The organism is Janthinobacterium sp. PC23-8 (assembly GCF_002250505.1).
In the GTDB taxonomy this organism is placed as follows: domain Bacteria; phylum Pseudomonadota; class Gammaproteobacteria; order Burkholderiales; family Burkholderiaceae_D; genus Janthinobacterium.
This window is the reverse complement of sequence record NZ_NJGY01000002.1, coordinates 1-11,804: the sequence shown is the minus strand read 5'-3', so window position 1 is coordinate 11,804 and position 11,804 is coordinate 1. Positions and strand designations below refer to the sequence as shown.

General features: G+C 66.2%; 10 protein-coding genes. 3 read left to right on the top strand and 7 right to left on the bottom strand.

Translation table 11 applies throughout. The features are described 5' to 3' along the window. Nucleotides 1-9: 9 nt before the first annotated feature. From CD932_RS15190 to CD932_RS15165, 6 genes are all read right to left on the bottom strand, one after another. The gene (locus tag CD932_RS15190) at nt 10-516 is read right to left on the bottom strand and encodes a RidA family protein (protein ID WP_094443668.1); all 507 of its coding nucleotides are present in this window, start codon (nt 514-516) and stop codon (nt 10-12) included. A 23-nt stretch (nt 517-539) separates the two neighbouring features. Next, complete coding sequence (locus CD932_RS15185; RefSeq protein ID WP_094443667.1) at nt 540-2,117, bottom strand: FAD-dependent oxidoreductase; 1,578 nt, start codon at nt 2,115-2,117, stop codon at nt 540-542. Nucleotides 2,118-2,215: 98 nt separating this feature from the next. Continuing rightward, entirely contained in the window at nt 2,216-3,001 is a 786-nt protein-coding gene (locus CD932_RS15180) for a transporter substrate-binding domain-containing protein (protein WP_094443666.1), read from the bottom strand. 34 nt (nt 3,002-3,035) lie between these two features. Continuing rightward, entirely contained in the window at nt 3,036-4,424 is a 1,389-nt protein-coding gene (locus CD932_RS15175; RefSeq protein WP_303396095.1) for an efflux transporter outer membrane subunit, read from the bottom strand. After that, the gene (locus CD932_RS15170) at nt 4,421-7,546 is read right to left on the bottom strand and encodes an efflux RND transporter permease subunit (RefSeq protein WP_094443665.1); all 3,126 of its coding nucleotides are present in this window, start codon (nt 7,544-7,546) and stop codon (nt 4,421-4,423) included. Before CD932_RS15170 ends, CD932_RS15175 begins: the two co-directional genes overlap by 4 nt. Before the next feature lie 27 nt (nt 7,547-7,573). Beyond that, complete coding sequence (locus tag CD932_RS15165; RefSeq protein ID WP_094443664.1) at nt 7,574-8,716, bottom strand: efflux RND transporter periplasmic adaptor subunit; 1,143 nt, start codon at nt 8,714-8,716, stop codon at nt 7,574-7,576. Nucleotides 8,717-8,849: 133 nt separating this feature from the next. Between CD932_RS15165 and CD932_RS15160 the strand changes: the two genes are divergently transcribed. From CD932_RS15160 to CD932_RS15150, 3 genes are read left to right on the top strand one after another with little or no spacing between them, the layout of a single operon-like run. Continuing rightward, nucleotides 8,850-9,569: a response regulator gene (locus CD932_RS15160; protein ID WP_094443663.1), complete on the top strand. Its 720-nt coding sequence runs from the start codon at nt 8,850-8,852 to the stop codon at nt 9,567-9,569. Next, nucleotides 9,569-10,645: an ATP-binding protein gene (locus CD932_RS15155; RefSeq protein ID WP_094443662.1), complete on the top strand. Its 1,077-nt coding sequence runs from the start codon at nt 9,569-9,571 to the stop codon at nt 10,643-10,645. The genes CD932_RS15160 and CD932_RS15155 overlap by 1 nt, the downstream gene beginning before the upstream one ends. 56 nt (nt 10,646-10,701) lie before the next feature. Next, nucleotides 10,702-11,340, top strand: a complete 639-nt coding sequence (locus CD932_RS15150) for an NAD(P)H-dependent oxidoreductase (protein WP_094443661.1) — start codon at nt 10,702-10,704, stop codon at nt 11,338-11,340. A gap of 120 nt (nt 11,341-11,460) precedes the next feature. Here the strand turns inward: CD932_RS15150 and CD932_RS28865 are convergent. Further along, nucleotides 11,461-11,804 (bottom strand): hypothetical protein (locus tag CD932_RS28865; protein ID WP_176460997.1); only part of this gene is annotated, 344 nt, incomplete at its 5' end.

Below are 11,804 nucleotides of genomic sequence, written 5' to 3'. Positions count from 1 at the left end.
GGTTTCCTGTCAGTTGTTACGGGCGGCCTTGGCCGCCACCAGATCGATCTCGACCAGCGCGCCCGGCAGCGGCAGGGCCACTACTTGCAATGCGGTGCGGGCCGGCTTGGCCGGCTGCTGCTGTGTGCCGAAAAACTGCGAGTAGGCGGCATTCAAGCCATTGAAATCGAGCTTGCCGTCGAGCCTGGCATCACCCACCAAAAAGACGCGCAGCTGCACCACGTCACCGAAATCGAGGCCTTCGTTCTTCAATGCCGCTTGCAGCTTGCGCAATACCGACAAGGCTTGCGTCTGTGTGTCGCCGAACGACTCGAACGAGCCTTTCGGGGCGGCGGGATTGGCGACATCGGGCAGCACGCCGCTGAAATAGACGGTGCTGGCCGTGGCCGGCACGCTAACGGCGACCGAAATCGGGAAGTTCGAATTGGGGATAGCCGTGCGCCTGATGTCTTGCGCGCCGGCGGCGCCGGCGGCAAAGGTCAAGGCGGCGATCAGGGTGGTGGCGTTTTTTTTCATGGTGTTCTCTCGGTGGGAAGCAATTAAATGGTGGCAGCGGAGCTTGCGACGCGGGCGGCGATTGCCGCCACGGCGTGATGGGCGGACAAGGCGGCGCCCTCCTGCCAGGCGCCGATCTGGCTCAGGTATTCGCCAGCGAAGTGCACGCGGCCGTCGGGCTGGTTCAGCAGCACATACGCCGGTTCGGCCGGCGTGGCCCAGTGCACCCAGGAGCCCAGGCTGTACGGCACCTTGTGCCAGGCCACGCTGACGGGGCGTTGCAGGGCCGCGCCGCGGCCGGGATGGACGCGGTCGATCACCTGGCGCGAGGACGCAAATTGCGCCGCCAAAGGCTGGCTGGTGAAATCGCGCGCCGCCTGGCCGATGTTGTAGCAGCCGACCAGCGTGCCGTTCGGCTGGTGAAAGCCGCCGCTCGGATACCAGATCAACGACGTCACGTGCTTGACCACCGAGATACCGCCATAGATATGGCTGTCGGTTTCCCAGAAACGTGGGCACTGCCAGGCGATCTTGCTGGCCGTGTCGTACTCGGTGGAGGCGATCGCCTGCTGTACCGGCGGCGAAAAATTCGAAGGTACTTTGGCCAGCACGGGCAGCGGAAAGGTGGTGATCGCATAGTCGGCGCGCAGGGTCTCGAGCTTGCCGCTGGCGCGATGGCGCACGGTGACGGCCACGCCGTCCGCTTCGTTGTGGATGCGCGTGACCTCGGTGTTGAGGCGCAGTTCCTTTTGCAGCCGCTGGCCGAAGGCGGCCGGGATGCGGTCCATGCCGCCCACCGGCTGCAGCATGGTGGGCTGGAAAATCAGCAGTTCATCGAAAATCAGGGACGTCCACAGATCCGGGTCCAGCAGTTCGTCGAGCGACAAGGGCTCGGGCCGCACGCCCACCTGTTCGGCCGCGCCGGGAAACACGGTGTAGCCCGAACGCTCGGTGCCCTTGAAGCTCTTGTCGGGCGCCAGGTCGCCGTAGACTGTCAGGAATGCCAGCAGGCGCTGGCGGTCCGCCACGCTCAGTTCGCGGTCCAGCGCGCCGGCATCGGCGGCCTTCGCCAGCAACTCCGAAATGCGCCCGCGCGCATCGTTGACGGCGCGCCGCAGCTGGATCGCCGGCTTGTTTTTCGCGGCGTCCGGCAGAAAATAGGCGCTGCGGCTGGTATTGACTTCCGCTTCCAGCGCCACGCCGAACTCGCGGCAGTAGCCAAGGATGGTTTGATGGTGGCTGGGCAGGCGCGCCGGCCCAGCATTGAAATACTGGCCCCGGTCGAAGCGGGCCGTCTGGCTCGAGCCGTCCGTGTAGGCTATGCGCGTGCCGTCGCGGATGGTCCAGTTGCGCCCGCCCACCCGCTCGCGCGCTTCGACCACCTGCACCTGGTAGCCGGCCTTGCGCAGCTCCCAGGCCGACACCAGCCCGGCGATGCCGGCGCCCAGCACCAGCACGCGCAAGCCCTTGCCGGAACCGGGCGCCGGCAGCAAGGGCGCGGCGGCGGCGGCCGTCGTTACGCCCACTGCCCCCAGGCCCAGGGTAGTCATGGCCGCATACGCGGCCGTATAGCCGCTGGTAGCGGCCAGTTGCATCAAAAAATGACGACGCGTCACACTCATTATCACTCCGCACAAGGTAGGTTGAACTTCGGTCAACCCATCTTATGGCGGCGATGATTATGTTAGAACTAATTGTTTTCTATAACTAAGTATGAAATTTAATCATACTTTCTCAACTTGGAATGTACCCCCTGCATCCCTTCCCGCCGCATCTCCCTGACGGCCTGGTCAAAGCGCGACACCAGTTGCGGCGTGGCGACGGCCTTGTTGAACATGACAAAGCTTCGCGTCGTCTCGATCGCCGGTCCGCTGATTTTCACGCGCCGCGTCGCCTGCAGTTGCCTGAGGATTTCCACGCCGACGGCGCGGCTGCACACGACCGCGTCCATGCGGTGCGCCAGCAGCTTCCTGAAATTGGCTTCGTGGCTGGAACTCATTTCCAGCTTCTTGAAAACGCCCTGGCGTGCGGCGGCGTCAAAGATGGCGCCATAGGAAGTGCCGCCCACCACGCCGATGGAGGCCATGGCCAGCTCGTTCAGGTCGCCGCGAAAGGCCAGGGTCGATTCGCTGGCGACAAAAATCACATAGTGCTGGAACAGCACGGGTTCGCTGGAAAACAGGTATTTCGCTTCGCGTTCCGGGGTCTTCTTGACGCTGAACAGGGCGCCCGCTTCGCCCGTTTCCACTTGCAGCAACGCGCGCGGCAGCGGCAGCAGTTCGATGCGGACGGGCTGGCCCATGCGGCGGAACGCTTCGGCCACCAGCTCGACCATGGGGCCGGCCGGCTTGCTGCGTTCGTCGACCAGCATGAAGGGCGGATAGGGAAAACCGATCACGCGCAGCGGCGCACTGTCCGCTGGCCGGCCCCAGGCCTGCGCCAAACAGAGGCCCAGGCCCAGGCTCAATATGATCAAACTGGTGCGCAACAGCGGCTTGGCAGACATGGTACTCCCCCGGTCAGCGGCAAGCGATTATCGATTACTCTTCCAGCCCTCCGCCCAGCGCCTTGTACAGGGCGACTGCCGACTTGAACTGGTCACGCCGCAAGTCTAGCAAAGTTTGTTGCGAAGCATACGATTGTCTTTGCGCGTCGAGCAGTTCCAAACGACTGTCCTGGCCGGCGCCGTAGCGCAATTGCGACAATTGCCGCCGCTGTTCGGCGCTGGCCGCCACGCGCTGCTGTGCCGCGATCTGCTGCGCATAGGTCTGGCTGCCGGCCAGGCCATCGCGCACTTCGCGAAACGCGTTCTGGATCGCCTGCTCGTACTGCAGCACGGCCACCTCGGTGCGGATCTGCGACAGGCGCAGCTCGGCGCGCAGCTGGCCGCCCTGGAACAAGGGCTGCGTGATCTGCGGCGCAAACGACCAACTGCGCGCGCTACCGCGAAACAAGTCACTTATTGCCGGGCTGGCAAAGCCCAGCTGCGCCGTCAGCGACAGGCGCGGAAAGAAGGCGGCGCGCGCGGCGCCGATGTCGGCATTGGCCGCCACCAGCGTCTGCTCCGCTTGCAAGATATCGGGCCGGCGCACCAGCAGGTCGGACGGCAGGCCGGCCGGCAATTGCGTCAGCACGGGCTGGGCGTCGAGCGCGCGACCGGCCGGCAAATCGCCGGGCAGCGGGCCACCCAGCAGCAGTTCCAGATTGTTGCGCGCCAGCAGGCGTGCACGCTCACGTGCCTGCAAGTCCGCTTCCGCCGTTGCCGCCTGCCCTTCGGCCTGCGCCAGATCCAGCCCGCTGCGTTGCTGCGCCGCATGCAGGCGCCGGGTGATGACCAGGGCCTGGCGCCAGTCCTGCAAGGTCGCCTGCGTCAGTTGCAGCTGCGCGCTGGCCAGCCGCTCGTCAAGATAGGCGTCGGCCACGGCCGCTGTCAAGCTCAGCTGTGCCGCGCGCCGCCCCTGCTCCGTCGCCAGGTAGCGCGCAAAGGCGGCGTCGGACAGCGAGCGCAAGCGGCCGAACAGGTCGATTTCGAAGGCGCTCATGGTCACGCCAGCCGTAAACTGCTGCTGCACCGCCGCGCTGCCGGCCGCGTTTTGCGCGCGCTGGCGCGTGCCGCCGCCCCCCGCGCCGATGGCCGGATAGCGCGCGCTGTCCTGGACCTGGTACTGCGCGCGCACGGCGTCGACGTTCAGCGCGGCCACGCGCAGGTCGCGGTTGTTCAGCAAGGCCAGTTCCACCAGGCGCTGCAAGCGGGGGTCCAGCAGCATCTGGCGCCAGCCCAGGTCGGCCGCATTGCCCTGCGCTGCGGCACCGGCATCGTAGGCGGATGGCACCGGCAGCGCCGGTTTCACCAGGGTCGGCGTCAGGCTGCAAGCCGACAAGGCGGCCGCCATCACGGCCATCGGTAAAATAAAATGGCGCCGCATCATGCTTCTCCCCGCAATGCCGGATTGCCCCAGCGTTGTTCCAGCCTGGCCACCGCGCTGAGCACGACGACAAAAAATACCGGCACGAAGAACACGGCCAGCACGGTGGCGGTGATCATGCCGCCAAAGACCCCGGTGCCGATCGCATGCTGGGTCTCGGCGCTGGCGCCGCTGGCCAGCATCAGGGGCACCACGCCCAGCGCGAAGGCCAGCGAGGTCATCAGGATAGGCCGCAGGCGCAGGCGCGCCGCTTCCACGGTCGCCTCCACCAGGCCCTTGCCCTGTTCCTGCAACTGCCGGGCGAATTCGACGATCAGGATGGCGTTCTTGGCCGACAGGCCGATAATGGTGATCATGCCGACCTTGAAAAACACATCGTTCGGCATGCCACGCATGGTCACGGCCAGCACCGCGCCCAACAGGCCCAGCGGCACCACCAGCATCACCGACAGCGGAATGGCCCAGCTTTCATACAGGGCCGACAGCACCAGGAACACCACCAGCATCGACAGCGCCATCAGCATCGGCGCCTGCGAAGCCGATTCCTTCTCCTGCAGCGACTGTCCGGTCCAGTCCAGCGCAAAGCCCGGTGGCAGCTGTTTCACCAGCCGCTCCATTTCCAGCATGGCGTCGCCGCTCGATACGCCCGGCGCGGCACTGCCGGAAATGCGCGCCGCCGGATAACCCTGGAAGCGCACCAGTTGTAGCGGCGTTTCGCTCCACACCGGACGCACCAGCTGGCCCAGGGCCACCATGCCGCCGGCGCTGTTGCGGATGCGCAGGCCCAGCACATCGTTCAACTGCATGCGTGCCGGTGCGTCGGCCTGGATGATCACCTGCTGCATGCGGCCCGCGTTCGGAAAATCGTTGACATAGGTCGAGCCCATGGCCGCCGTCAGCATGTCGCTGACGGCGCCGAACGACACGCCCAGCGCCTCGGCCCTGGCGCGGTCGATTTCCAGGCGCACGCTGGCGCCCGGCGGCAGGCCGTCCGGATACACGCCGGCCACCCTGGTGCTTTGCGCGGCCAGTGCCAGCAAGCGGTTCTGGGCCGCCTGCAAGGCGGCGATGCCCTGGTTGGCGCGGTCCAGCAGGCGCATGGAAAAGCCCGAGGAATTGCCCAGTTCATCGATGGCGGGCGGCATCAGGCTCATGATCATGCCCTCGCGCGCGCTGGCCATCGCCAGCTGCGCCTGGATTACTTCTTCCTGCGCCGTGGCGCCACCGCGCTCTTTCCAGTCCTTGAGCATGGTAAACGCCAGCGCCGCATTCGGACCCGCGCCGGAAAAGCTGAAGCCGAGCAGGGACTGGTTGTTTTCGATGCCGGGCCGGCTGGCCACATGCTGCTCGAACTGTTTCACCACATCCATGGTGCGCTCCGTGGTGGCGTCCGACGGCAGCTGTATCGAGGTGATGAAATAACCCTGGTCTTCCTCCGGCAGGAAGGCCGACGGCAGGCGCATGAAAGCGAAGGCCAGCACGGCGACGATGCCGCCGTAGGCCAGCATGGAGCGCCCGGTACGGCGCAACATGCGCACCACGCCCCGTTCATAGCGCGCCGTCATGCGCTCGAACTGGCGGTCAAACCAGCGGAAAAAACCCTTCTTTTGATGGTCGTGCGGGGCGATGGGTTTCAACATGGTGGCGCACAGGGCCGGCGTCAGACTCAGCGCCAGAAAGGCCGAGAACAGGATCGACACCGCCATCGCCAGCGTGAACTGGCGGTAGATGGCGCCTACCGAGCCGCTGGCCAGCGCCATCGGAATGAACACGGCCGTCAGCACCAGGGTGATGCCGACCACCGCGCCGGTGATCTCGCGCATGGCTTTCGAGGTTGCTTCCTTCGGCGACAGGCCTTCGGTGGCCATCAGGCGCTCGACCGCCTCGACCACCACGATGGCGTCATCGACGATGATGCCGATTGCCAGCACCATGCCGAACATGGTCAGCACATTGACGGAGTAACCAGCGAGCAGCATCACGGTAAACGTGCCCAGCAAGGCGATCGGTGCAACGATGGCCGGGATCAGCGTGTAGCGTATCTTCTGCAGGAACAGATACATCACCAGGAACACCAGCACCATCGCCTCGATCAGCGTCATGACGACTTTTTCGATCGAGATCTTGACGAAGGGCGCGGTATCGAACGGCACCGAGTACCGCATCCCGGCCGGCATGGCCGGCGCCAGTTCGGCCATGCGCGCGCGAATCGCGCTTGCCGTGCGCACGGCATTGGCGCCCGGCGACAGGCTGACGGCGGCGCCCGAGGCGCCATGGCCGTTTTCGCGGATGCTGAAGCTGCTGCTTTGCGCGCCCAGTTCCACCCGCGCCACGTCGCCGATGGTCACTTTGGAGCCATCGCGGTTGGCGCGCAGCACGATGGCGGCGAACTCCTGCGGCGTTTGCAGCTGGCCCTGCACGGTCAACGGTATGGTCACGCGCTGGCCCTTGACGGCCGGCGCATCGCCGAGGCGGCCCGGCGCGATCTGCGCATTCTGCTGCGCCACCGCCGCCGTCAGGTCGCCCATGGCCAGGTTGTAGGCCACCAGCTTGGCCGGATCGACCCAGATGCGCATGGCGCGCTCGGTGCCGAACAGCTGCACCTTGCCCACGCCGGGGATGCGGCGCAGTTCTTCCGTCACATTGCGCGCCAGGTAGTCGCCCAGCGCCACTTCGTCATAGCCGCCCTCGGGCGCATGAAGACTGACGATCAGCAGGAAGCTCGACGACGCCGATTCCACGCCCAGGCCATTCTGGCGCACCGCTTGCGGCAGGCGCGGCTCGATGGTTTTCAGGCGGTTCTGCACATCCACCTGCGCCAGTTCCGGATTGGTGCCCGGCTTGAAGGTCACGCTGATCGAGGCCGAACCCGAGGTGTCGGCCGACGACTCGAAGTACAACAGGTTTTTCACGCCCGACAGCTCGCGCTCGATCAGGCTGATCACCGAATCGTTCATGGTCTGCGGCGTGGCGCCGGGATAGCTGGCGCTAATGCTCACGCTCGGCGGCGCCACCGAAGGAAAGCGCGCAATCGGCAATTGCGGGATGGCGATCAGGCCGAACAGCACGATAAAGATCGCCACCACCCAGGCAAACACCGGGCGGTCGATAAAAAATTGCGGCATGCTTTTTACACTTTCAGAGGCGAACAATCAATCGGGGGCAACGGCGGCGCGGCGCCAGGCTTGCGGCGTGGCCACGCTGCCCGGCTGCAGGCGCTCCTGGCCTTCGACCACCAGCGTCTCGCCCGCCTTCAGGCCTTTGGCCACCACATACTGGTGATCGACCACGTCGCCGACCGTGATCGGGCGCAGGCTGGCCTGGTTGGCGCCATTGAGCACCCAGGCCTGCGCCTGGCCGTCGCCGGCGCGCAGCACCGCCTGCTGCGGCACCAGCAAGCCATGCTCGTCCTGCGCGCGCGCCACGCGGGCCCGCACGAACATGCCGGGCAACAGCTGGCGCTGCGGATTGTCGACCAGCACGCGGATGATGGCGTCGCCGGTGCCGGCGTCGATACTGGTGCCGGAGTACACAATGCGGCCCGTCTGCGCGTAAGCCTTGCCGTCGGCACCGACGATGGTGACGGGCAGCTTGTCGATGGCGCCCGCGCTTGCGCCGGCGGCCTGCAGGGCCGCCAGCCTGGCTGCCGGCTGGCGCACGTCCACGTAGACCTTGTCGATCTGCTCGATGCGCGCCATGGCGGCCGTATCGGCCACGCCCACCAGCGCGCCTTCGGTCACCAGTTCGGAGCCGATGCGCCCGGCGATCGGCGCGTCGATGCTGGCAAACGCCAGGTCCAGCCGGCGCCGCGCCAGGGCCGCGCGCGCCTGTGCCACGCTGGCGCTGGCCTGCTCGCGCTGGGCCACCGCGTCATCGTAGGCCTGGCGGCTGATGGCGTCGGCCTCCATAAGCGGCTTCAAGCGCTCGGCCTGCACGCCGGCGCGGTTGGCGGTGGCGAGCGAGCTTTGCAGGGCGGCGGCGGCGGCATCGGCTTCGGCCTGGAACGGCGCCGCATTGAGCTGGAACAGCTTCTGTCCGGCCTTCACGTCGGCGCCCTGCTCGAACCAGCGGCGCAGCACGATGCCGCCCACTTGCGCCCGGATATCGGCGGTACGGAAGGCGGCCACGCGGCCGGGCAATTCGTCGCTCAGCAGCACCGGTGCGGTCTGCAGCTTGAGCACCGTGACCGACGGCGGCGGCGCGGCGGGCGGCGCGATCTGGGGTTTGGAACAGGCGGCAAGGCCGAGCAAGGCGGCGATGGCGAGCCCGGTTTTGTAGGGACGGTTGGCGTGCATGGACTTTCTCTGTGGCGTATCCCGACCGGCGGTCCGGTCGATTCAGGTCACGAGCATAAAGACGCTGTGTGGAACCACCGTCGAGGAAATGTGGAGATTCGATGGAGACCGTGAACGATGCTAGACTGCGCGCATGAACCGCCTGTCCGCTACTCCCTCCCCTCTCGTCCTGATCGCCGAAGACGAGCCGCAGATCGCCCGCATCCTGGCCGGCTACCTGGAGCGCGACGGCTACCGCACGGCCTTCGCGCTTGATGGCCGCCAGGCGCTGGCGCAGCACCTGGCGCTGGCGCCCGACCTGCTGCTGCTCGACGTGCAAATGCCGCTGCAGGACGGCTGGGAGGTGCTGACCCTGGTGCGCCGGCGCGGCGACACGCCCGTCATCATGCTCACCGCGCGCGACCAGGACGCCGACAAGCTGGCCGCCCTGCGCGTGGGTGCCGATGACTATATTGTGAAACCGTTCAATCCGGCCGAAGTGGTGGCGCGGGTGACGGCCGTGCTGCGCCGTTCGCGCGCGCGTCCGGCCGAGGCGCCGCCCGCGCGGCTGCGCTGCGGCCCGGTCGAAATTGATCACGACAGCTATTGCGCCAGCGTGGTGCGAGGCGGCGTGGTCTGCGCCCTGAACCTGACCCTGACCGAATTTCGCCTGCTGGCTCACCTGGCGCGCACGCCGCGGCGCGTGTGCAGCCGGCTCGAACTGCTGGAAGCCTGCCTGCCCGAGGGCAACACGCTGGAACGCACGGTGGACAGCCATGTCAGCAAGCTGCGCAAGAAGCTCGAGGAAGCGGGCGTACCCAATATGCCGGTCAGCCTGCGCGGCGTGGGCTACCGGCTCGAAGGCGAAGCGTGATGCGCCTGACGGGCTTGAACCGGCAGATCGTGCTGTCGATGTCGGTGCTGATCGTCAGCAGTACCTTGCTGGGATGGATAGGCTGGTGGATCTTCTTTGCGATTGCCACCGAATTCGATCCGGCCATGATTTCCGCGCCCAACGACTGGACGCCCACCACGGCCGAATCGCTGTGGATGCTGGGCCTGACCATCTTCGGTCTGGTCATCGCCGTTTTCCTCGCCATCAAGCTGGCCTCTCGCATCCTCACTCCCATCAATTCCGTGATGGACAGCGTGCGCCGCGTGGCCCATGGCGACCTGGCGGCGCGCGCCGTGGCGGGCGACCGCAGCCTGGGCGAAACGGCGATGCTGGTCGATGACTTCAACAGCATGGCCGAGCGGCTGGAGCGGGGCGAGCGGGAAAGCCAGACCTGGAACGCGGCCATCGCGCATGAATTGCGCACCCCCGTCACCATCCTGCGCGGCACCTTGCAGGGCGTGGTCGACGGCGTGTTCAAGCCCGAAGAGGTCGAGTTTCCCGCCCTGCTGTCGCAGGTCGAAGGCCTGGGCCGGCTGATCGAAGACTTGCGCACCCTGAGCCTGGCCGACAGCGGCCACATGCAACTGCGCCTGACGTGGACCGACCTGGTGCTGGAAATCGAGGAAGTCGCGCGCCTGCTGGAGCAGGAACTGGCAAAGGCCGGCTTTGCCCTGCTGCTGGACCTGTCCGGCCACCCGGTACGCTGCGATGCGGCGCGCATGCGGCAAGTCGTGCTGGCGCTGCTCGACAACGCACGCCGTTACGCCCTCCCGGGGCAACTGCTGCTCAGCACGCGCGTCCACGACGGCCAGTACTGCCTGCGGCTTGAAGACGCCGGCCCGGGTATCCCCGACGAACTGGCGCCGCACGTGTTCGAGGCGTTCTGGCGCGGCGACGCGGCGCGTGCCGAGCTGCCTGCCGGCAGCGGTCTGGGCCTGGCGGTGGTCGACGCGATCGCGCGCGCCCACGGCGGCAGCGCCACCTGCGGGCGCGGTACGGCCGGCGGCGCCGTATTGACCATCAAATGGCCGGTGGAACATGGCACGCCAGCTTGAAATTGCCGAATCGGCTATCATCTGCTTTCCCCGTTATTCTCAAATGAAAGATTTCCATGTCCGATCTGCTGCAAGACCTGCAATGGCGTTACGCCACCAAAAAGATGGACCCGTCGAAAGCGGTACCGCAAGATAAAGTCGACCGCATCGTCGAAGCGGTGCGCCTGACGGCCAGTTCCAGCGGCCTGCAGCCGTATGAAGTGTTCGTGGTGAGCAACCCGAAACTGCGCGCGCAGATCAAGCCGCACGCCTGGAACCAGGCGCAAGTGACCGATTGCTCGCACCTGCTGGTGTTTGCCGCCTGGGACAATTACACGGTGGAACGAATCAACCATATGTTTGACCTGGTCAATACGGTGCGCGGCTTCAAGAACGAAGGCTGGGAAGCCTACCGCCAGCAGATCCTGAACACCTATCCGCAGCGCGACGCCGAAACCAATTACCAGCATGCGGCACGCCAGGCGTATATCGGCGTGGGCACGGCCCTGATCGCCGCAGCGCAGGAAAAAGTCGACTCGGTGCCGATGGAAGGTTTTGATCCGGCCAAGGTCGACCAGATCCTGGGCTTGAACGCACGCGGCCTGCGCTCGGTGGTCATCCTGCCGCTGGGCTACCGCGCGAACGAAGGCGACTGGCTGCAGAACCTCGAAAAAGTGCGCCGTCCGCAAGAAGAGTTCGTCACCGAAATGGCGTAAGTTCTTGTAGACCATGAAAAAGCGGAGGTTGCCTCAAGGCAGCCTCCGCTTTTTTTCGTGCCTGTTTCTTCAAACTGCGCGCCGTTCTGCACGACGCGGCAGTTCAATCAAAGACCTCGCTTACTGGCTCTCCACGCTGGTATTGCCGCCCTCCGTCGGCAGGCGCAGTCCGGTGTCGACCACGCTCAGGCGCAAGCCCGGCAAGACATTGGTGGTGACGTTGCCGGCCACCCGCGCCACCGGCGTATTGACGACGCTGGTACTGCTGGTGCTCGTGCCCTGCTCCGGCTCGCCCTTCGCCACGGCGACCGCTTCGACCTTGCTGTCCACCTTCTGCCCCGTCGACACCATGTCGGCCTGCACCATATTGCCTTGCGACGGCGCCACATTGACCGCCGCGATCACGCTGGCCACGGTGCTTTGCAGCGCCTCGGTCGGCTTGACGGTCAGCACGCCCGGCGTGT

Coding starts and splice junctions, on each gene's coding strand:
- CD932_RS15190 (WP_094443668.1), bottom strand. CDS start 516: ATGAAAAAAAACGCCACCACCCTGATCGCCGCCTTGACCTTTGCCGCC.
- CD932_RS15185 (WP_094443667.1), bottom strand. CDS start 2,117: ATGAGTGTGACGCGTCGTCATTTTTTGATGCAACTGGCCGCTACCAGC.
- CD932_RS15180 (WP_094443666.1), bottom strand. CDS start 3,001: ATGTCTGCCAAGCCGCTGTTGCGCACCAGTTTGATCATATTGAGCCTG.
- CD932_RS15175 (WP_303396095.1), bottom strand. CDS start 4,424: ATGATGCGGCGCCATTTTATTTTACCGATGGCCGTGATGGCGGCCGCC.
- CD932_RS15170 (WP_094443665.1), bottom strand. CDS start 7,546: ATGCCGCAATTTTTTATCGACCGCCCGGTGTTTGCCTGGGTGGTGGCG.
- CD932_RS15165 (WP_094443664.1), bottom strand. CDS start 8,716: ATGCACGCCAACCGTCCCTACAAAACCGGGCTCGCCATCGCCGCCTTG.
- CD932_RS15160 (WP_094443663.1), top strand. CDS start 8,850: ATGAACCGCCTGTCCGCTACTCCCTCCCCTCTCGTCCTGATCGCCGAA.
- CD932_RS15155 (WP_094443662.1), top strand. CDS start 9,569: ATGCGCCTGACGGGCTTGAACCGGCAGATCGTGCTGTCGATGTCGGTG.
- CD932_RS15150 (WP_094443661.1), top strand. CDS start 10,702: ATGTCCGATCTGCTGCAAGACCTGCAATGGCGTTACGCCACCAAAAAG.